Source organism: Bradyrhizobium niftali, from assembly GCF_004571025.1.
Lineage (GTDB): Bacteria > Pseudomonadota > Alphaproteobacteria > Rhizobiales > Xanthobacteraceae > Bradyrhizobium > Bradyrhizobium niftali.
In genome coordinates this window covers 272938-293269 of the sequence record NZ_SPQT01000002.1, presented here as the reverse complement: position 1 = coordinate 293269, position 20332 = coordinate 272938, and the positions used below count along the sequence as shown (strand labels likewise).

At 65.9% G+C, this 20332-nt stretch carries 24 protein-coding genes; 11 read left to right on the top strand and 13 right to left on the bottom strand.

All coding sequences use genetic code 11. The features are described 5' to 3' along the window. Window positions 1–75: 75 nt before the first annotated feature. The 6 genes from E4K65_RS06560 (at window position 76) to E4K65_RS06535 (ending at window position 4639) form a co-directional block, all read left to right on the top strand. Window positions 76–1134 (top strand): alcohol dehydrogenase, encoded by a 1059-nt coding sequence (locus tag E4K65_RS06560; RefSeq protein ID WP_135173451.1) that lies wholly within the window; start codon window positions 76–78, stop codon window positions 1132–1134. Between the two features lie 54 nt (window positions 1135–1188). Then, entirely contained in the window at window positions 1189–1419 is a 231-nt protein-coding gene (locus E4K65_RS06555; RefSeq protein ID WP_025576092.1) for a hypothetical protein, read from the top strand. Between the two features lie 205 nt (window positions 1420–1624). Beyond that, window positions 1625–1816: a hypothetical protein gene (locus tag E4K65_RS46995; protein ID WP_029677420.1), complete on the top strand. Its 192-nt coding sequence runs from the start codon at window positions 1625–1627 to the stop codon at window positions 1814–1816. A 41-nt stretch (window positions 1817–1857) separates the two neighbouring features. Next, window positions 1858–2034 carry a hypothetical protein gene (locus tag E4K65_RS46990; RefSeq protein WP_167770577.1) on the top strand — a complete coding sequence of 59 codons (177 nt, stop codon included), beginning with the start codon at window positions 1858–1860 and terminating at the stop codon, window positions 2032–2034. A 55-nt stretch (window positions 2035–2089) separates the two neighbouring features. Then, window positions 2090–2311, top strand: coding sequence for a hypothetical protein (locus E4K65_RS06545; protein WP_135173450.1), 222 nt, complete (start codon window positions 2090–2092; stop codon window positions 2309–2311). Window positions 2312–3409: 1098 nt separating this feature from the next. After that, window positions 3410–4639, top strand: coding sequence for a hypothetical protein (locus E4K65_RS06535; RefSeq protein ID WP_135173449.1), 1230 nt, complete (start codon window positions 3410–3412; stop codon window positions 4637–4639). Here the strand turns inward: E4K65_RS06535 and gmk are convergent. The 9 genes from gmk to E4K65_RS06490 form a co-directional block, all read right to left on the bottom strand. Then, window positions 4572–5231, bottom strand: a complete 660-nt coding sequence (gene gmk, locus E4K65_RS06530; protein ID WP_027542981.1) for a guanylate kinase — start codon at window positions 5229–5231, stop codon at window positions 4572–4574. The genes E4K65_RS06535 and gmk overlap by 68 nt on opposite strands. Before the next feature lie 3 nt (window positions 5232–5234). Then, window positions 5235–6122 carry a YicC/YloC family endoribonuclease gene (locus tag E4K65_RS06525; protein WP_135173448.1) on the bottom strand — a complete coding sequence of 296 codons (888 nt, stop codon included), beginning with the start codon at window positions 6120–6122 and terminating at the stop codon, window positions 5235–5237. 116 nt (window positions 6123–6238) lie between these two features. Continuing rightward, window positions 6239–7516: an endolytic transglycosylase MltG gene (gene mltG / locus E4K65_RS06520; RefSeq protein WP_135173447.1), complete on the bottom strand. Its 1278-nt coding sequence runs from the start codon at window positions 7514–7516 to the stop codon at window positions 6239–6241. 125 nt (window positions 7517–7641) lie between these two features. Further along, complete coding sequence (gene fabF / locus E4K65_RS06515) at window positions 7642–8907, bottom strand: beta-ketoacyl-ACP synthase II (RefSeq protein ID WP_092182835.1); 1266 nt, start codon at window positions 8905–8907, stop codon at window positions 7642–7644. A gap of 108 nt (window positions 8908–9015) precedes the next feature. After that, window positions 9016–9255 carry an acyl carrier protein gene (locus E4K65_RS06510; protein WP_008130699.1) on the bottom strand — a complete coding sequence of 80 codons (240 nt, stop codon included), beginning with the start codon at window positions 9253–9255 and terminating at the stop codon, window positions 9016–9018. Window positions 9256–9566: 311 nt separating this feature from the next. Next, entirely contained in the window at window positions 9567–10304 is a 738-nt protein-coding gene (gene fabG / locus E4K65_RS06505; RefSeq protein WP_027542985.1) for a 3-oxoacyl-[acyl-carrier-protein] reductase, read from the bottom strand. 102 nt (window positions 10305–10406) lie between these two features. Beyond that, window positions 10407–11366, bottom strand: a complete 960-nt coding sequence (gene fabD / locus E4K65_RS06500; RefSeq protein ID WP_135173446.1) for an ACP S-malonyltransferase — start codon at window positions 11364–11366, stop codon at window positions 10407–10409. A gap of 172 nt (window positions 11367–11538) precedes the next feature. After that, window positions 11539–12564, bottom strand: coding sequence for a fatty acid desaturase family protein (locus E4K65_RS06495; RefSeq protein WP_135173445.1), 1026 nt, complete (start codon window positions 12562–12564; stop codon window positions 11539–11541). Window positions 12565–12567: 3 nt separating this feature from the next. Further along, on the bottom strand, window positions 12568–13275 hold the full coding sequence (locus tag E4K65_RS06490) for a TetR/AcrR family transcriptional regulator C-terminal domain-containing protein (RefSeq protein ID WP_135173444.1): 708 nt from the start codon (window positions 13273–13275) through the stop codon (window positions 12568–12570). A gap of 329 nt (window positions 13276–13604) precedes the next feature. Between E4K65_RS06490 and rpsF the strand changes: the two genes are divergently transcribed. The 4 genes from rpsF (at window position 13605) to rplI (ending at window position 16113) form a co-directional block, all read left to right on the top strand. Next, entirely contained in the window at window positions 13605–14105 is a 501-nt protein-coding gene (rpsF, locus tag E4K65_RS06485) for a 30S ribosomal protein S6 (RefSeq protein WP_027542989.1), read from the top strand. Window positions 14106–14110: 5 nt separating this feature from the next. Continuing rightward, complete coding sequence (gene rpsR, locus E4K65_RS06480) at window positions 14111–14350, top strand: 30S ribosomal protein S18 (RefSeq protein WP_007592020.1); 240 nt, start codon at window positions 14111–14113, stop codon at window positions 14348–14350. A 129-nt stretch (window positions 14351–14479) separates the two neighbouring features. Beyond that, window positions 14480–15457 (top strand): DUF2232 domain-containing protein, encoded by a 978-nt coding sequence (locus E4K65_RS06475; protein WP_027542990.1) that lies wholly within the window; start codon window positions 14480–14482, stop codon window positions 15455–15457. 50 nt (window positions 15458–15507) lie between these two features. Continuing rightward, window positions 15508–16113 carry a 50S ribosomal protein L9 gene (rplI, locus tag E4K65_RS06470; RefSeq protein ID WP_135173443.1) on the top strand — a complete coding sequence of 202 codons (606 nt, stop codon included), beginning with the start codon at window positions 15508–15510 and terminating at the stop codon, window positions 16111–16113. 138 nt (window positions 16114–16251) lie between these two features. On the opposite strand, the gene E4K65_RS06465 is transcribed toward rplI, so the two are convergent. The 3 genes from E4K65_RS06465 to E4K65_RS06455 form a co-directional block, all read right to left on the bottom strand. Further along, window positions 16252–16719, bottom strand: a complete 468-nt coding sequence (locus E4K65_RS06465; protein WP_135173442.1) for a PaaI family thioesterase — start codon at window positions 16717–16719, stop codon at window positions 16252–16254. 11 nt (window positions 16720–16730) lie between these two features. Further along, window positions 16731–17327, bottom strand: coding sequence for a TetR/AcrR family transcriptional regulator (locus E4K65_RS06460; RefSeq protein WP_135173441.1), 597 nt, complete (start codon window positions 17325–17327; stop codon window positions 16731–16733). A 110-nt stretch (window positions 17328–17437) separates the two neighbouring features. Beyond that, a complete protein-coding gene (locus E4K65_RS06455; RefSeq protein WP_167770576.1) occupies window positions 17438–18448 on the bottom strand; it encodes a hypothetical protein in 1011 nt (336 codons plus the stop codon). 278 nt (window positions 18449–18726) lie between these two features. Here E4K65_RS06455 and E4K65_RS06450 point away from each other — a divergent pair, with 278 nt between their 5' ends. Then, window positions 18727–19977 carry a cyclopropane fatty acid synthase gene (locus E4K65_RS06450; protein WP_167770575.1) on the top strand — a complete coding sequence of 417 codons (1251 nt, stop codon included), beginning with the start codon at window positions 18727–18729 and terminating at the stop codon, window positions 19975–19977. A 3-nt stretch (window positions 19978–19980) separates the two neighbouring features. Here the strand turns inward: E4K65_RS06450 and E4K65_RS06445 are convergent, their stop codons facing one another. Continuing rightward, window positions 19981–20187, bottom strand: a complete 207-nt coding sequence (locus E4K65_RS06445) for a hypothetical protein (protein ID WP_025576287.1) — start codon at window positions 20185–20187, stop codon at window positions 19981–19983. Between the last annotated feature and the right edge of the window lie 145 nt (window positions 20188–20332).

Below are 20332 nucleotides of genomic sequence, written 5' to 3'. Positions count from 1 at the left end.
GCGGTTTTCCGATCAGATCATGCTCAAATAACGAGCCCAAGCGCACGCTTCGGCGAAAATTCCGGAGGAAAGAAAATGGCGTTGATGCGTCGGCAGTCCCTGGTCAAGTTCGATGCGCCGCTGTGCGAGACCATCGTCGACACGCCCAAGCCGCAAGGCCGCGAAGTCCTCGTGCGCATCGAGCGCTGCGGCCTCTGCCATTCCGACCTGCACATCCAGGACGGCTATGCCGATCTCGGCGGCGGCAAGAAGCTCGACACCACGCGCGGCATGACGCTGCCCTTCACGCTCGGCCACGAGATCGCCGGCGTCGTCGATGAAGTCGGCCCTGACGTTCCGGCCGGCCTCGTCGGCAGCAAGAAGGCGGTGTTTCCGTGGATCGGCTGCGGCCAGTGCCGCGACTGCAAGAACGGCGACGAGAATCTCTGCGTCAAGCAGCGCTTCCTCGGCGTCTCCATCGACGGCGGTTTTGCCACCCACGTGCTGGTGCCCGACGCGAAATATCTGCTCGACTACGATCCCCTGCCCGTCAACCAGGCCGCGACCCTGATGTGCTCCGGCGTCACCGCCTACGGCGCGCTCAAGCGTCTCGTCGACCGTCCGCGCCAGCGCAACCTGCTTCTGATCGGCCTCGGCGGCGTCGGCATGATGGGCCTGTCGTTCGCGCAAGCCATGTTCAAGCAGCCGATCACGGTCGCCGATCTCTCGCCGGCCGCGCGCGACACCGCGCTGAAGAACGGCGCCGCGGTCGCTTACGACCCGGCCGAACCGGAAGTGATCCGGCGCATCCTCAAGGAGACCGACGGCGGTTTTGACGAGATCGTCGATTTCGCCGGCAACGAGAAGTCGATGGCGTTTGCGGTCGCGGTCGCCGCGCGCGGCGGCAAGATCGTGGTCTCCGGCCTGATGGGCGGCCAGTTCACGCTGCCGATGGTGCAGTGGGTGTACAAGCGCATGACCATCGAAGGCTTCATGGTCGGCACGCTCGCGGAGGCCCAGGAGCTGATGGCGCTCGCCCGCGCCGGCAAGATCAAGCCGACGCCGATGCGCGAGGAGCCGATGGGCGACGTCCAGAAATGGATCGACGAATTGCGCGCCGGCAAGGTCGTCGGCCGCATCGTGCTGAAGAATTAGAGCGCGCATCAGCGCCCGCGCGGAACGCCGGCAGCCGCGCTGCGTTGGTAGCGCATGTCCATTCGCTGCACCGTCGAGAGCGCATTCTTCATCGCCTGGAGCTTCCTGGAGCAGAGCGGAGAGCTCGGTCCTCCGGACGAGACAGCGAATGTCCTTCTCGACGCCATCGAAGCCCAGCTCAAGACCGGCGAACGCCGGCAGTTGATGCTCGCGAACAAGGCGATCAACGCCTTCCGTGCCCACGCGGCGAAGAGCCGGCCGTCGCAGGAAGCCCGCTTCGGGTGACGGGCGGCGGGCGATACCGCCGGGCCCCATTCCGGCAAATGCGGCCCCCATCGAGCCCAATGCCTGCCCCTTCGATGAAGACGGGAAGCTTCCACTTCACCGTACCATCATCCCGATCACAGCCGATCACTTCGGCCTGACATTGGAACGTCGCGCGGCTCGGGCGCGTTTGTCTCTCGTGAAGGCAACGCCGGAGTCAGAGCTGATGACAAAGCCGCTGACGAAGACAGTGCAACCTGTTCCTGAAGAAAACCAGAGCCACAAGGGCGCCGGCAGCGCCCCGTCGGTCCCGGTCGACACCACCAAGGGCCACCGCGACGACGAGAAGCAGAATATTCGCGAGCAGGCGGCGCACGGCAACCTGACCCAGAACACAAGCAACAGGCGCCAGGGATAAGCGATCAGACAACGGGGGGATTGAAACGAGGAGAAACGAGCGTGGTCAATCTCGGCAAGTGGTACGATCCCATATCCGAACGCTGGATCGCACCGCGCGAACCCCGCCTTGAGGCTGCATCCCCCCAAACGAGCGAGAACCACGTCCTGGAGCTTCAGAGGACGGTCGAAATCCGGCGCATCTGGCGCGCGCTCGTCGATTGCTGCGCACGCGACTGATGCTCGCACGCAGCCGCGGGAGGAACCCGTCGTCGATCGCACCGTTGGTACCTGCATGACCGATCCTGCATCACCCGCAAGGCCAGTCGCGGCCGCGATACGCTATCTCTCGATCATCGTCGGTTGCGCCTGCCTGCTGCTCGCGGCCGTCTGCTTCGCCATCGCCTGCCAGGTCTTCATCCAGACCGGCGTGTTCGCGCAATCCTACGTGATGGTGGGCCTCATCAGCGCCGCATTGGGGCTGCTGGCGCTGACGCTGTCACGCGTGTGGAAATAGGCTTCGCAGTTTCGCTCCTTCGCTTGGCTCTCGCCAGGAAGCCATCTCCCGCTCCGTCATTGGGAAGCCGTCTCCCGCCCCGTCATTCCGGGATGCGTGCGCGAGCACGCAGGCCCGGAATCCATCGGGCCGCGTGTCGAGCCGTGCGATGGATTCCGGGTTCGCCCTTTCAGGGCGCCCCGGAATGACAGGCGGAAGTCAGGGCAGCCCCCGCGACCCGTCGGGCAAAACACCCCAGTCAATCCCTTCCCGCGAAAGCATTTCACTTTTCCGAATTTCGGATTTGTGGCATACACCCCTCATCCCGGCCCTGCCAAAGGGGCGTTCGCGATCGTCACGACATGCGGGCCGGGTGGCGGCGGACGCGGCAGCGTCGGCGCGGGCAGCGTGATGGCAGGACGGGCAACCGTGAGGCATCCACGCGACGCGTACGACACGGCGCTGGTACAGCGGGCCCGGCAGTCGTCGGGGGTGAGCACACGCAAGCCCCTGACGATCCGGCGGGGCCGTCCGCGGACGGAGAAGTCGTGTGGTCCTGACGCCCGGGATCTGTGCGTTCAAGGCTCGCGGTGATGTGGCGGCCCGACCGGGCGCGCATCAGCGATCCGCGAGGCGACGGGGGCAATAGTGCATCGCTCCCCGGGGAGAGTACGAAGGACACCGTTAAAACCATCCGCGCAGGGAAGGCCGGGCGACCGGCATCACCTGTGGTCCAAACCGTGTGCATTCTATGCAGCGCACGGATCTCGGGTGCCGCCGGCGCCCGGCCTTCCCTGCGCCCTTTGGCCAAGAAGGGCGATGCATTGAAGCAAGGCTCGGGCAGAACCTGCCGCGAGACCGTGGAGCCATGGTCACTGCCCGTTCCATGCGCCCCCGCTCCGCGCAGCGGTTCCAAGACACAACGCCGCTCCGACTTGCGCGGGAACCTGGAACTCGACCAGGCAATAGCGCCGGCAAAATGCCCGATTTCGCGGCGGAACGACCGCCGCGCAGGCCCGATTTAAGCCTCATCCTCTCCGGATTTGCGGCTCATTGCCACCCAACTCTTTGAAGAGAAAGGAATGGTTAAGAGTTGCGTCGCGTAACCGGGAGACCAGGATGGGCAACCGCACCGCAAAGTTCATATCCGCGCTTGTCGGCAGCATCATTGCCGGCGCGCCACTGGCTGCCGTGTCGCAGAACGCGCCGAGCGCATCGAACACGGCCAATGCGGCCGCCGACTGCCTCGCCTCGCCGAAGAGCACCGCGCCGCAGGGACAGCACTGGCACTATCGCCTCGATCGCGCGACCAAGCGGCAATGCTGGTACCTGCGCGCCGAAGGCAGCAAGGCGACGCAGAGCGCGCAGGCGACGGCCGACACACCAGATGCGGATTCAGCAGCAACGCCATCGGTGCAGAACGCGCGCGCGGAATATATTGCACCGCAGATCGGTGCCGCACCGGGCTCGCCGAACATGACCGCGCCTGCGCCGGCCGCAACGAGTGCACCGCCGGTCACGCAACAGCCGCCGGGCGCCATCACCGACAACAACGCGCAACAGCCCGCCGTCGCCGCGCGCTGGCCCGATGCCTCCACGACATCCGTTGCGCCCGCGCTGCAGCCGGCGCCCGCCCCCGCGACGCAGCCGAACACGAAGCCGGCAAAGGGCCCCGCCCCGATGGCACTCGCCGCGGCCGAACTTCCCGCCGACAAGCCAACCGGCTCGCTCCAGACGCTCCTGCTCGTGATCGGCGGCGCCTTGGCGATTGCCGGCATCCTCGCCAGCGTCGTCTACCGCTTCGCCGGGGCGCGCGCGCGCGTCCGCGTCCAGGCGAACGACCACCGCCGCGTCAATTGGGACGATCGGGAGCCGCAGAACCGGGACGAGGGCCGCGCGCCGTGGCTCAAAGCGAAGCCGGCCGTCACGCCGCGCGCGCAGCCGCCGCGTCCGATCGATTTCGACGCCGCACGCCCCCAGGCGGCCCAGCTCGCCGCAATCGACCGCAACATCGATATGATCGAAGCGCACGAGCCGGCTCACGAACCAACTGAACCAGCTGGCGTCGCCGAAGCCGCGAAATCCGACGAGCCCGAGATCGCGGTATTCGACGGGGAATTCGAGATCGAGGCCCGTGCACCCCGGCTCGCAGCGGACCAGGCCGACAGCAATGAAGGGCCGGCTGGTCGCGATGAGGATGCGGTCAACATCGACATCATCACCACGATGCTGGAACGGCTGCTGCAGGAAGGGCCGCGGCTGAAGCAGCCTGGCCCTGGCTCTAACCTTGGAGCTGGCCTTGCAAACCTCGCACGAAACCAACGAGGCCAATCCGCCGCTCGCGCTTGAGGCGCTCGGCCTTCAGGATCGACTGCACCTCGGCGAAGGCCTCGTCGACGTCGTGGTTGATGACGATGTAGTCGTACTCGGCCCAGTGGCTCATCTCGTGGCTGGCACGGCTCATGCGCTTGCGGATCACCTCGTCGGAATCCTGCGCGCGCGAATGCAGCCGCTTCTCGAGATCGCCAGCCGACGGCGGCAGGATGAACACGCTGACGACGTCGGCGCGCGCCTTCTCGCGCAGCTGCTGCGTGCCCTGCCAGTCGATGTCGAACAGCACGTCCTGCCCGGCCGATAGCGCCGCCTCGACCGGCGCGCGCGGCGTGCCGTAGCGGTTGTCGAACACGGTCGCCCATTCCAGCAGCTCGTCGTCCTTCACCATCGCCTCGAAGCGGGGCTTGTCGACGAACAGATAGTCGCGGCCGTCGACCTCGCCGGGCCGCATCGGCCGCGTGGTCGCCGAGACCGACATTCGCAGGCCCGGCATGCGCTCGATCAACAAGCGCGACAGCGTCGTTTTGCCTGCGCCCGACGGCGAGGACAGCACGAACATCAATCCGCGTCGCTCGACACCGTCAGTTCCGTGACCGTCCGTCGTCATCGATCACTCCAGATTCTGGACCTGCTCGCGAAATTGCTCGACCACGTTCTTCATGGCGAGCCCCGTATTGGTGAGCTCGATGTCGTTCGACTTCGAGCAGCAGGTGTTGACCTCGCGGTGAAACTCCTGCGCCAGGAAGTCGAGCTTGCGCCCGATCGGGCCGCCCTTGCCGATCAGCTCGCGCGCCTGCGCGACATGCGAGGCGATGCGGTCGAGCTCCTCGCGGATGTCGGCTCTGGTCGCGATCAGGATCGCCTCCTGCATCAGGCGGTCGGAATCGAAACGGTCGGAGGTGTCCAGCAGCGCAGCGATCTGCTCGGCGAGCCTGGCCTTGATTGCCTCCGGCTTGCGGCCGGGCGCGGCCTCGGCCTTCTTCGCCAGTTGCTCGACCTCGTCCACCCGCTGGGTCAGGATCTGCCCGAGCGAAGTGCCCTCGCGCTTGCGCATCTCGACCAGATCGGCAAGCGCCTTGTCGAAGGCTTCGGCCACAGCAGTGCGCGCCGCCTTGTCCTCCTCCTCGTCGCCCTCGGGCTCGGCGACCTCGACGACGCCCTTGATCGCCAACAGGCCGTCGACGCTCGGCGCCACCGCATCAACCTTGCCGGCGATCACCGCGGCGGCCCTGAGGACGGCGTTGAGCACGTCCTCGTTGACGCGGACCGTGGCGGCGGCATTGGTGCGCTTGACGGTGAGATTGGCGTAGACGGTGCCGCGCGACAAAAGCTCGCCCGCGCGCTTCTTGGCATGGGCCTCGAGCTCGTCGAACCCCTGCGGCAGCCGCACCCTGAGGTCAAAGCCCTTGGCGTTGACCGACTTCAATTCCCATTCGAACGTGTACGGCCCGCTAGCGCCGTGGCTTCGGGCAAAGCCGGTCATGGACGACAGCGCCATCAGGTCAAATTCTCCAGAAACACAGGATTCGCGAGGCCATCAAGGCACGCGAATCTTAAGACTATTTTGCCGGAAAGTGGAATCCGCAAAGTCCCGTAGGCAGGTCTGCGCGCGGCCTAGCGCGGGACCACCGGCGGCGAGGGCTGCACCGCGCCCTGCCGGGCAGGAGCGGGATTGGCGGGGCGAGGAGCAGCCGGCGGCTTCTTCTGCTGGTTCGGCCGTGCCGGTGTCGTCGCCGTTGGCGTGTCGGCAGCGCCGGGCGCAGCGGCTGCCGGCGGCTGCGCATCCTCGGCCGGCTCGACCGTGTCGTTCTGGATCTGCTTCTCCATCGCGCGCAGCTTGGCGACGTTCTTCTGGTGCGCGTCGTAGGTCTCGGTAAAGGCATGCCCGCCGGTGCCGTCGGCGACGAAGAACAGGTCGCGGGTGCGGGCCGGATTGGCGGCGGCTTCCAGCGAGGCGCGGCCGGGGTTGGCGATCGGGCCCGGCGGCAGGCCCTCGATCACATAGGTGTTGTAGGGCGAGGGCTGTGTGATCTCGCTGCGCTTGATCGGGCGGCCCAGCGTCCCCTTGCCGCCGACGAGACCGTAGATGATGGTCGGATCAGACTGCAGCTTGATCCTCTGCTTCAACCGGTTGGTGAACACGGCGGCGACGCGGCTGCGCTCGTCCGGCTTGCCGGTCTCCTTCTCGACGATCGAGGCCAGCGTCACCAATTGCTCCGGAGTCTTGACCGGAACGTCCTGGTTGCGACGCTCCCAGATCTCGGCCAGCACGCGCTTGTGCGCCTGCTGCATGCGCTGGACCACCTGCTCGCGCGTGGTGCCGCGCGGGAACTTGTAAGTCTCGGGCAAGAGCGTGCCCTCGCGCGGCAGCTCGCGCACGCTGCCGGTGAAGATATCGTTGTCGGAGAGCCGCGCCACGATCTGCTCGGAGGTCAGGCCTTCGGGAATCGTGACCGCATGCTGCACCACCTTGCCCTCGACGATGGTGGCGATGACGTCGCGCAAGGACGCGTTCTTCTGGAACGAATACTCGCCGGGCTTGAGGTCCGAACTCGCCTTCAGCGCGGCCACACTTGCAATGAACACCCAGGGATTGACGTCGGTCACGCCTTCCCGGTTCAGCGTCTCGGCGATGTCGCGCTTGCCGGCGCGCTGCGGGATGTTGACGATCTTGTCTTCCTTGAGCGGACCCGCCGTTTCGAGCACCTGCCGGCCGTAGTAATACACGGCGCCCGCACCGATCATGGAGATCAGGAGGAGCGTGATGATGGCGTTGCCGACGATCACAAAGGGATTGCGCGCGCGGTCCGATCGCTTCGGCGGCGGCGGGACCTGCTCGGGCTCGAGCGCTGCCCGCGGACTCCGGGGCGAAATGGGCGGCCTTTCACTCATCGAAGCAACCTGAATCCTGCCGGTTCAACCGCGGCCTGACAATCGTTTGCCCTGCCAAATGCACGCGCCCACTACCATGACTATCGCCGAATACGGCAAAACGGTGGATTCGCTTCAAACGCAAACTAATTGACCAAACGGCGGACGATCACCGACGCGTTGGTACCGCCAAAACCAAAAGAATTCGACAACGCTACGTTGACCTCTCGCTTCTTCGCCGCGTGCGGCACGAGATCGATCGCAGTTTCGACCGACGGATTGTCGAGGTTGATGGTCGGCGGCACGACATTATCGCGAATCGCGAGAATGGCGAAGATCGCCTCGATCGCACCGGCCGCGCCGAGCAGATGGCCGGTCGACGATTTGGTCGAGGACATCGCGACCTTGGAGGCGGCATTGCCGAGCAGACGCTCGACCGCACCGAGCTCGATCTCGTCACCGAGCGGCGTCGAGGTGCCGTGCGCGTTGATGTAGTCGAGATCGGACGCCGTGAGGCCGGCGCGCTTCAGCGCTGCCGCCATGCTGCGGAAGCCGCCATCGCCATCGGGCGACGGCGAGGTGATGTGATAGGCATCGCCCGACAGGCCATAGCCGATCACTTCGGCATAGATCCTGGCGCCGCGGCGCCGGGCATGCTCGAGCTCTTCCAGGACGAGGACGCCGGCGCCCTCGCCCATCACGAAGCCGTCGCGATCCTTGTCGTAGGGACGCGAGGCCTTCTCGGGTGTCTCGTTGAAGCCGGTCGAGAGCGCGCGCGCGGCGTTGAAGCCGGCAATGCCGATACGGCTGATCGGCGACTCGGCGCCGCCGGCGACCATGACGTCGGCATCGCCCAGCGCGATCAGGCGGGCGGCATCGCCGACCGCATGTGCCCCGGTCGAGCAGGCCGTGACCACCGAATGGTTCGGCCCCTTCAGCCCGTGCGCGATCGAGACATAGCCCGAGGCGAGATTGATCAGGCGGCCCGGAATGAAGAACGGCGACACCCGGCGCGGACCGCGCTCCTTCAGCAGGATGGCGGTTTCCGCGATGCCGTTGAGGCCGCCGATGCCGGAACCGATCATGGTGCCGGTCGCGCACTTGTCCTCTTCGGTTTCGGGATGCCAGTTGGCATCGTCGAGCGCCTGGCCGGCCGCGGCCATGCCGAAGATGATGAAGTCGTCGACCTTGCGCTGGTCCTTCGGCTCCATCCACTTGTCGGGATTGAAGGTGTCGTTCGACCCGTCGCCGCGCACCACCGTGCAGGCGATCTTGGTCTGAAGATCGGAGACATCGAAGCTCTCGATCCTGCGCGCACCACTTTCGCCGTTGAGGATGCGTTTCCAGGTCGGCTCGACGCCACAGCCAAGTGGCGAGACCATGCCGAGACCCGTGACGACAACCCGCCTCATATCCGAAAACTCCGCATCGAAAGATTCACGGCCAATAACAAGAAACCGGCTGACCGCTGCGAAGCGGCCCGTCCGGTTTCAATGTTATCCCCGCGAAAAAGAAGAGCGTTAGCTCTTCGCGTTCTTCTCGAGAAACTTCGTGGCGTCGCCGACGGTGAGAATCGTTTCCGCGGCGTCGTCCGGAATCTCGCAACCGAATTCTTCTTCGAACGCCATCACCAGCTCGACGGTGTCCAGACTGTCGGCGCCGAGGTCGTCGATGAAGCTCGCGGCGTCGACAACCTTCTCGGGTTCAACACCAAGGTGTTCGACCACGATCTTCTTAACCCGCTCGCCAATGTCACTCATTGCATAACCTCGTGTTGTTCCCTGTAGACCCGACCCCCCGGGACGATACGAGCCGTCGTGGTCGTTGACTGCCTTCGCTTACGAACTTTGATTTGGCCCCATCCTAACCGATGCAGGGCCCGGCGAACGACGGCCAAGGCTCCGCATCGCCAATATACAGGGTTTCAAAAACCTGCAATGGCGTTCTTTGCCCATCCGTTGAAGGTCCGGTTACCATACTTCAACTGCCTTGACTACAAGCCTCATTTCGCACCGGAAACGCCCGTTTGCCGCATCCCGCACCGCCATGTGGGCGGTACGGAACGAGGGCTTCAGATCATGGCCATGCCGCCGTTGACATGGATGGTTTGCCCGGTGACGTAGGCCGCTTCGTTTGAGCTCAGATAGACGGCCGCGGCCGCAATGTCCTCGGGCGTCCCTAGCCGGGCTGCCGGAACCTTGGTCAGAATCGTCTCGCGCTGCTTGTCATTGAGCGCGTCCGTCATCGGCGTCTTGATGAAGCCGGGCGCGATGCAGTTGGCGGTGACGCCGCGCTTGGCGTATTCGGCACCCAGCGTCTTGATCATGCCGATCAAGCCTGCCTTCGACGCGGTGTAGTTGCCCTGCCCGGGATTGCCGGTGACGCCGACCACCGAGGTGATGGCGATGATGCGGCCGAAGCGCTTGCGCATCATCAATTTGGTGGCGGCGCGCGCCAGGCGGAAGGTCGCGGTCAAATTGACGTTGATAACCTCCTCCCAATCCTCGTCGCGAAGCTGCACGAAGAGATTGTCGCGGGTGATGCCGGCATTGGCGACGAGGATGTCGACCTGGCCCATCGCGGCTTCCGCGGCGGGCACCAGCGCCTCGACCTCGTCGGCCTTGGAGAGATTGCAGGGCAGCACGAAGGTGCGCTCGCCGAGCTTGCCGGCAAGCTCATCCAGCACTTCCTTCCGCGTCCCTGATATCGCGACCGTGGCGCCCTGCGCGTGCAGCGCCTGCGCGATTGCGCCGCCGATGCCGCCGGTCGCGCCGGTGACGAGCGCCTTTTTGCCAGTCAGATCGAACATCGATAACTCCTTCAAAGCACGATCCGGAAAAGTGCGCAGCGGTTTTCCGGAAAGATCGTGCGCAAACTAAAGAACGAAGGCGCGATGACGAATCATCGCGCTTCAGGCCTGCTTCGAAGCGGCCAGTGCATCCTTGGCCGCCGCAATGTCGTTCGGCCCGCCCACGGCGACGCCGACGGCGCCGTCGGCGATACGCTTGACGAGACCCGTCAGCACCTTGCCGGCGCCGATCTCGAAGAAACGGGTCACGCCCTGCCCTGCCATATAGGCAACCGACTCGCGCCAGCGCACCGTTCCGGTGACTTGTTCGACAAGGCGGCGGCGGATCTCGTCGGGATCGGTGATGGCGCTCGCCAGCACGTTCGACACCAGCGGAGCGGCCGGGGCCTTGATCGTGACCTTGGCCAGCGCCTCCGCCATGGCGTCGGCAGCCGGCTGCATCAGCTTGCAATGGAAGGGTGCGGACACCGGCAGCAGCATCGCGCGCTTGGCGCCCTTGGTCTTGGCGATCTCGACGGCGCGATCGACCGCCGCCTTGTCGCCGGAGACAACCACCTGCCCGCCGCCATTGTCGTTGGCGGCCTGGCAGACCTGCCCCTGCGCCGCCTCATTGGCCACCTCCATGGCGGCCTCGTAATCGAGACCGAGCAGCGCGGCCATCGCACCGGCGCCGACCGGCACGGCTTTTTGCATTGCGAGACCGCGGGTGCGAAGCAGCCGCGCGGTGTCGGAAACCGTCAGGCTGCCGGCCGCGGCCAGCGCCGAATATTCGCCAAGCGAGTGGCCGGCGACAAAGGCCGCATCCCGCCCCACGGAAAAACCGGCTTCAGCCTCGAGCACCCGCAGGGTGGCAACAGAAACCGCCATAAGCGCCGGCTGGGCGTTTTCGGTGAGCTGGAGGGTTTCGGCCGGGCCATCCCAGATGATGGCCGTCAGCTTCTCCCCAAGCGCTGCATCGACCTCGTCGAATACGGCGCGCGCCACCGGGAAGGCGTCGGCCAGGGCCTTGCCCATGCCAACCGCCTGGGACCCCTGCCCCGGAAATGTGAATGCTGCCGTCATCGGCGCTCCCTGCTTGTCGAGCACGATCCCTGCGAGAACCGGCAGCCGATTACGCGCGGCCTTGGGCCATGGTTCCGGATCGTGCGTCAAAGGGGGCCGTAGACACCGTCCGGGCCTGCAATGTCAAGCCAAGATGGGATCCTCGACCGGCCTCCAACTGGGGATGCGCCCCTTAAAACCCGCCCGCCTTCTGATCTGCGCCGACCTCGGCGCCAGCCCGCGCGCGGCGCGCGCTGCTGGCCAATTGCCCCGGCCGGTCGTCACGGTTCGGCCTGGCGGTGGCGAGCCGCAGCACGGCGGCGTAGTTCGGCTGCACTTCCATGCGGCAGGCATGCCGGCTCTCGCTGAGCAGGCGATGGACCTTCGGCAGATTGTAGCAGGGCACGTAGAACAGGAGGTGATGCTCGAGGTGATAGTTCACGTAATACGGCGCGATGAACAGGCGCTCGAGAAAATTGGCATGCGTGGTGCGGGTGTTGCGCAGCGGATCGCTGCTGTCGGGGACGACGGCATGCTCGGCGATGTTGCGGATGCGAGTGATGACCATCATCCAGGTCAGCAGCGGCACCAGCCATAGCAGCGGATAGGCCCACCACAGGCCGGCCGCCGCAAGCGCTGCGAACATCGCGGCATTGACGAGGCATTGCGGGCCGAGCTTCTCCCAGAAATGCGCAGCGCGCTGCCGCCACGGCCAGTCCTGCGGACCGAGGGCGTTGAGCAGTTGCGCCTTGCGCTGCTGGTAGCCGGTCTGCCCGGTGATGTCGCGAATGAACTTGCGGCGATAGCTCAGCTGCGTGATCGGAAATGGCGCCGACAGCACGAGATCGGGATCGTCCTCCTGCTGGGTCCGCGCGTGGTGCTGCAAGTGATAGCGGCGATAGGCGCGCGTCTCCGCAAAAACCGGATAAGCGCAGAACCACTGGCTCAGCGTCAAATTGGTGTTCTCGTCGGCGGAGAGACAACCATGCGCGCCGTCGTGCATGAGGATCGACAGGCCCAGTTGGCGCGAGCCGATAATGGCGACGGCGAAGACATAGGTGAGCGGATTGGGCCACCACGCGACCAGCGCGATCGCGCCAATGATCAGCGCCCAGGCATGGGCGATCAGTGCGACACCCTTCCAGGTTACGCGCTGGCGCACGTCGACGAGCTGGTCCTCGGTCAGGAAATCGCGGGCACGCATGCGAAGCGCGGTCATGGCCTAGCTCTCCTCATCCGAAGTGGTCGATGCGTCGCGGTCGTCGACGAGGCGCAGGCGCGCGGCCTCGCCGGCGGATTTCGCCTGCTCGCCAAGCACGCGCAGCATCTCGGCGCAGAGTTCATCCGGCGAGCGGCCCATGGCGTAGCCTTCGAGGATGACGCCGATGGCGACGGCCCAGAACCGCCGCGAGCTCTCGTCGGGCGCGCGCAGGGAACGCCAGCCATGGCGCGCGACCTGGCTCGCATAGGCACGCGCGCCCTCGGCGTGCAGACGCTCGATGGTGCGCTCGACCAGCGGCGCGAGATCCTGGCGACGCCGCGTCAGCGTCAACGCCTCGGCGAAGAAGGCGACCGAATCGCTTGCCGTCACCGTCTCGGCCAGCGCGTGGGTGTAGTCCCGCGGCGTGCGCGCCCTCAGCGCAGCCTGCTCGGTCGCGCGGGCCAGATACAGCAGCTCGCGGCAGGCGCATTCGACGAACAGCGCCTCCTTGGTGCGGAAATAATAGGTGATCTGGCTCGGAAATGCGTCCGCGGCGGCCGCGATGTCGGTGATCGAGGCGCCCGACAGCCCCCGCTCCCGGAACAGCGGGCTGGCCGCGTCCAGCAGCAGCGAGCGCATTTTGCGGCCGGCCGAGCGTGTGGCGCGCGCCGCATGCCGGGGGTCGCCGGCCGCCGTCTCGGATGGGGCGTGGGCAGATTTGTCTGCCATTGGATCCTCCCGTTGATTTATTTGTATGCCATACAAACAAATAAATCAAGCTGAGGGGTTCGCCCCGTCCCCCGCGCGGGCGCCAAGGGCCGAGACCTGGCCCTCCAACCTTGCAAAGCCGGTCAAAATCCGTATAAGGCGCGCATCCGCAGACCCCGGCCGGGAGCTGAACGGACGGTCTCAACAAATCATTCGTGATTTTGGTGTGGCAGGGCCAGTCGGCCCGTCGTCCCGTGTTTCCGCCTTCTGAGCTTAATCCCAGAGTCCTTTCCGAAGGTCTCTTAAGGGCTTGACGCCGGGCGATGCGCCAACATGAGGAAAGGACTTCCATGCCTCTTTACGAGCATGTTTTTCTCGCGCGCCAAGACGCGAGCCCGCAGCAGGTCGAAGAGCTGACTGCGCAGATGACCGGTATCGTCGAGGGTCTCGGCGGCAAGATCACCAAGACCGAGAACTGGGGCGTTCGCTCCCTCACCTACCGCATGAACAAGAACCGCAAGGCGCACTTCGTGCTGCTCAACATCGACGCGCCGTCCGCGGCGATCGCCGAGATCGAGCGCCAGGAGCGCATCAGCGAAGACGTGATCCGCTATCTCAGCGTCCGCGTCGAGGAGCTCGAGGAAGGCCCGTCCGCGATGATGCGCAAGGCCGACCGTGACCGCGAGCGTGATGACCGTGGCGGCGGCTTCCGCGGCGAGCGCGAAGGCGGCTTCCGTGGCGACCGCGAGGGAGGTTTCCGTGGCGGCGATCGCGACGGTGGTGGCTTCCGCGGTGATCGCGGTCCGCGCCGTCCGCGCGAAGAAGCCGAAACCACGACGGATGGGGAGTAAGATCAATGGCTGAAGCTGGTGCACGCCGTCCGTTTTTCCGTCGTCGCAAGAGCTGCCCGTTCACGGGCGCCAATGCTCCGAAGATCGACTACAAGGACTCCAAGCTGCTGATGCGTTACGTCTCCGAGCGCGGCAAGATCGTGCCGAGCCGCATCACCGCGGTGTCCGCGAAGAAGCAGCGTGAGCTCGCCCGCGCCATCAAGCGCGCGCGCTTCCTGGGCCTGCTGCCCTACGTCATTCGCTAAGACGAATTCGGCCGGCGGCGACATCGCCGCCGGCCGCGACTTATCTTAACTCATAAGGCTTCCGGGTCGTCCGGTCGCCGATGGTTGGGGCGAGATGCCTCTAACCGCTCGAAGGGAGCGGGACAGCTGATGATGGCCTTTGGACTGATAGCCCTGATCGCCGGCGCTGCGTCGGCCCTGATGTTCGCCTCGATCGTTTCGGGCGCGCTGATCTCGCTCGTCCTGTTCTATCTGGCACCGCTGCCGCTGATGGTCGCCGCGATCGGCTGGGGACCGCTTTGCGCGAGCCTTGGCGGCATCGCCGCTGCGATCGGCCTCGGCGCCCTGTTCGGCCTGCCCTACTGCATCGCGTTCGCCGTCACCGTCGCGCTGCCGGCCTGGTGGCTCGGCCATCTCGTGCTGCTCAGCCGACAGGTGGGACACGTCACGCCGGACGCCGCCACCGAGCCGCCGGCCGAGCCCGAGCTCGAGTGGTATCCGGTCGGCCGCATCCTGCTGTGGATCGCGGGCTTCGCCACACTGACCACGATCGCCGCCCTGCTCACGCTCGGCACCGACGCCGACACCATCCTGGGCACGCTGCGGCGCGGCTTGATGCGCATCCTCCGCGCCACGGATCCGCAAGCCTCCGGCGAAGCCGACCAGTTCGTCGACGCACTGGTGCGCATCGCGCCAGCCGCCGCCACCATCGTCGCAATGATGACGCTGACCCTCAACCTCTGGCTCAGCGCCAAGGTGACGGCGACGTCGGGCCGGCTGCGCCGCCCCTGGCCGGATCTGATGACGGCCGAGCTGCCGCCGATGACGCTCGTGGCGCTCTGCATCGCGCTCGCCTTCTGCTTCACCGGCGGGCTGCTCGCAATCATCGCGCAGATCACCACGGCGGCGCTGATGATGAGCTATGCGCTGACCGGCTTTGCCGTGCTGCACACGCTGACGCTCGCGCTGAAGAGCCGCACGTTCTGGCTCGGCTCGACCTACGCCGTCGTCGTCGTGTTCGGATGGCCTGTCATCGCGATGGTGATCCTGGGCCTTGCGGATGCCGTGTTCGGCTTCCGCGAGCGCTTCCTGCGCAGCCGCCAGCCGCCGCCGCTGCCGACCCCTTAAGTCCAACCCTGAAACCCCGAACTCACAGAGCACTTCAAAGGAGAACGAATATGGAAGTCATTTTGCTGGAACGCGTGAACAAGCTCGGCCAGATGGGCGAAGTCGTGAAGGTTCGCGACGGCTATGCCCGCAATTTCCTGCTCAAGCGCGGCAAGGCGCTGCGCGCCACCGCCGACAACCGCGCCAAGTACGACGGCATGAAGGCCGACCTCGAGGCCCGCAACCTCGCGTCCAAGGCCGAGGCGTCCAAGGTCGCCGAGAAGATCCAGGGCAAGAACATCATCGTGATCCGCCAGGCCTCCGAAGCCGGCCAGCTGTTCGGCTCGGTCAACGTGCGTGACATCGTCGTCGCGTTCGAAGCCGACGGCATCTCGCTCGCTCGCCCGCAGATCCAGCTCGACGCACCGATCAAGACCATCGGCAAGCACACCATCACCGTCGCCGTGCACCCCGAGGTCGAAGTCGAGATCACCGTCACGGTTGCGCGCAGCCAGGACGAGGCCGAGCGCATCAACCGCGGCGAGGACATCTCGACCCGCAACGAGGACCGCGATGCGGCCGCCGAGGCGATCGCCGCCGCCGGCGAGTTCTTCGATCCGGAAGCCCAGCACGACGACGCCGAGCCGGCCCCGGCCGCGGAAGAGACCGAGAAGTAAATACGTCAGTTCGTTATTCCGGGGCGATGCGAAGGATCGAACCCGGAATCTCGAGATTCTCAGGTGCGCAATTGCGCACCAGGGTTCTCGCTTCGCGAGCCCCGGAATGACGACGGAGAGTGGATCAGCCCGGTCGCTTCAAGCGGCCGGGCTTTTCGTTTTGGCGGCGACGTCCTCGCTCAGCATCGCGATCGAGGCGAGCGCGGTTGCGGTATGCTTCTCGACACCGTCGCTGACACAGAACACGTCGGCTGCGACCACGGAGACCTGGCGCCCCGGCTTGATCACTCTTGCCCGGCAGATCAGCTTCTCGCCGACAGCGGGCGACAACAAATTGAGCTTGTATTCCGCCGTCAGCGCCGGCTGGCCGCGCGAGGTGGCGGCCGCGATCGTCGTGGCGTTGTCGACCAGAAAGGCGGTGACGCCGCCGTGGAAAAAGCCGTGCTGCTGAAGCAGCTCCGGCCGGCGCTCCACCGCGATGGTGCAGGTGCCGCGCGCCAATTCCGAGAGCTCGGCGCCAACGAGGTTCATGAAGCCCTGGCGGCCGACATTGGCGTGGATGCGCTCGGCTACGGCCGCAAATTCCGGATCTGCTTCGGCTCGCATGACATCTCTCCTTATTGTTTGTTGATGCGATCGGGCGGCCGCAGCGCGCGGATGGCGCAGGCGACCAGCGTGTCGGCCTCGCTTCGCGGATCGGCACGATCGCGCCCCGACAGGAACGCGCGGCAGAAGATCTGCGCCGGCCCGATGAGCTGGCTGATGAACGTCACCGGCGTCATCGGCAGGAGCTCGCCGCCGGCCACCAGCGGCGCGCGCCAGCGTTCGATGCCTTCGGCAAGGCGCGCATTCTGTGCGCGCTGGGCGTCGCGGACGTCCTCGCCCCATTCGCTGCGCGAGATCTCGAAGAGATAGCGGGCCTCGCGCCGGCTCGAGACGACCCAGTCGAGATGCCCTCGGATCAGGCGATCGATGCCCTGTTCGGCGTCAGGCACGGGAACGAGCGCGGCCAGCACTGCGGCGTGATAATCCCGCAGCACCTCCAGAAACAACGCGCCGGCCAGTTCCTTCTTCGACCCGAAGACATGAAAGAAGCTGCCGTTGGAGGCGTGCGCTTTGGCGCGGATCGCAGCCACCGTCGCAGCTTCGAAGCCGACGCGGTCGAACACGAACAGGCCCGCCGCCAACAGGTCGTCACGCATGCTTGCCGACATCGACGCCTCCTAGAGCATTACTCTAGAGCGCCGCTCTAATCGCGGTCAAGACGATACGAAGGCCGCGATGAACGCGGCCCTTGCAACGCGATCTGACAATGCGGGTTGGCTTAGCGCGAAATCGGCGGCGCCGGCGGTCCTGATGACTCCGCCGGCGGCGGGGCCGCCGCGGTCGCGGGCGGCGCCGGCTCCTGCGGCTTGGCCGCCGGTTCGGAGCTTGCGGCCGGCGCGGCAGGCTTGGGAGCCGCCTCTTCCGCCGCCTTGGGCGGGGCCGGCTCGGCCGCCTTGGGCGGCGCCGGCTCAGCCGCCTTCGTGGCGGCCGCCGGCGGGGCCGGCGTCACCTGCGGCACCGGATCGGGCCGCAGCGCCGGAGCGTCGCTGCTGCGCGGCTCGACCTTGGCGCTCTCCGGCTTCGGCTCGACGGGTTTCTCAGTCGCCTTCTCTGGCTTGGACTCGTCACGACCGGGTTCGACCTTGGCGCTCTCGGGCTTGGACTCGACCTTCGGCTCGCTCTTCTTCTCTTCAGTGGCCGGCGCGGCGGCGTCGACCTTCGGCGCTTCCTCGGTCCCGGGCTTGCCGCGACGCTTGGCTTTGCTCCCCTCAGGCGCTGCCTGGCCCTCGGGCTTTAGACCGCCCTCCTCGGCAGGCCGCGCGGCGCGCTTCTGGCGCGCGCCCTCGGTCGCGGGAGCGGCAGCCTCACCTTCCGGCTTGGCGGCCTCCTGGGAGCGCTGGCGACGGCCCTGATGCTCGGGCGACTGCGCAGGATTGGTGCTCGCTTCCTTGTCCTTGGCGCCGTCCTTCTTGTCCTTGCCGTCCTTGCCACCATCCTTGGCCTGGTAGCGCGTATCGGTGGCGCCGTTCGAAACAAGGTAGGAAGCCAGCACGCCGGCCATGTCGGAGCTGGTGGTGTAGTGCTGACGCAGGAAACCCGGCAGCGAGCCCGGCGCGACGGTCTTCAGCAGTCCCCTCGGGCTCTTGTGGCAGGCATTGCAGGTCTGCGCGAAGAGCTGGGATGGGGCCTTGCCGGCCTCGAGGTTCGTTGCCTGCGCAAGAACGGCATCGGTCGCGCCGAAGCCGATCAGAAGCACTACCGTCGCGAGGCTGAGCGCTCGGCTCGACATTCCCATCATCTCCATTGAATTTCCGCGATGCAACCGGCATCCGGCGCGGCGGCGGTCACCTTTTAGCCGATTGAGCCGCGAATGGAAGCAGGCCCCGCGCGCAAGGATGTGATTAAGCGCTTTTGGAATATCGGCTTTGAATACAGCGCAATAGCGGGAGGGGACGACCCTCCCTAGATTTGGATGCAAACGCATAGGAACCGGAGCGGGACCTGAGCGTCTGATGTGAAAGCCGGGTTGGTCGCATCTTTTCGGGTTCGCTCGAGAGGAAGGTGTCGATGGACCGTTTGTTGCGTCAATTCCTGTCTCAATTCATTCGCCGCGGGTCGATGACGGTGACCACGGCGAAGGGGGTGAAGTTCACCGTCGGCGACGGCTCGGGCGAGCCGATCGCAGTCCGTTTCGTCACTGCGGACGCAGAACGAAAGATCCTCATCAATCCCGAGCTCGGGCTTGGCGAGGCCTATATGGACGGCGAGTTCGTCGTCGAGCGCGGCACCATAGCTGATGCCCTCGCGATCCTGCTCGATCAACCCGACCTATTGCCGCAGTGGGCAAAGCCCTGGTGGCACCTGCGCTATCTGACGCGGCACCTGAAGCAGTTCAATCCGCGCTCGCGCGCGCGTCGCAATGTCGCGCATCACTACGATCTCGACGCCCGGCTCTATTCGCTCTTCCTCGACGCCGACAAGCAATATAGCTGCGCCTATTTCGAGGCGCCGGACAGCACGCTCGACGATGCGCAGCTTGCCAAGAAGCGGCACATCGCCGCAAAGCTGCGCGTCACGGCTGGCCAGCGCGTGCTCGACATCGGCTCGGGCTGGGGCGGGCTCGGGCTCTATCTCGCCGAGATCGCAGACGCCGACGTCACCGGCATCACGCTGTCGACGGAGCAGTTGCAGATCGCCAATACGCGCGCGGCCGAAAAGGGCCTGACCGGATCGGCCAAATTCCTGCTCCAGGACTATCGCGACATTGACGGACCGTTCGATCGCATTGTCTCGGTCGGCATGCTGGAGCATGTCGGGGTCAGGTTCTACGACGCTTACTTCCAGCGCTGCGCCGAACTCCTGGGCGAGGACGGTGTCATGCTGCTGCACTCGATCGGCCGTTCGCAGGGCCCGGATTCCACCAATCCCTGGATCGCCAAATACATCTTCCCGGGCGGATACATCCCCGCTCTGTCCGAGGTGCTGCCGGCGATCGAGCGCGCGGGCCTCCTGGTCTGCGACATCGAGATCCTGCGGCTGCATTACGCCGAGACGCTGAAGGCCTGGCGGGAGCGCTTCATGGCGCGACGCGAGGAGGCCGTGCAGCTTTACGACGAGCGCTTCGCCCTGATGTGGGAATTTTATCTGGCGGCCAGCGAGATGACGTTCCGCAAGCAGCACATGATGAACTTCCAGATCCAGCTCACCAAGCGTCAGGGTGTGGTGCCGATGACCCGTGACTACGTCGGACACGAAGAAGCCCGCCTGCGGGCCATCGAACGCGGCGCCAAGCCAAGGCTGAAGCTGGCTGGTGAATGAAGTCTAGTGACGCTGGGTCGAAATCGGGGACGAGCGGAAAGAAGCTGTTAACGCCAACTGCGCCCGCAGTTCCACCAGGATCTCGGGCGCGACCGGCTGGCGGCGCACTTCGGGGCGCTCGGCGTGCTGCATGGCCGCGATCAGCCCGGACAGCCAAAGCCGGCTGCCCGCTTCGCTTCGCCAGATCTGGTGCTGCCGTTCTGGCCGCATCACTTGCCTCGTCTCCCTGATGGCGGGTTACCGGGGACAATCCCCTGTCTGCCCGCCCGTTCCGGCGCTACCCCGAAAGAATCCGGAGAGATGTGATCTGCTTCACATAAGTCTGGTCGGGCCTGGCCTAGACCGTCGCCATGAG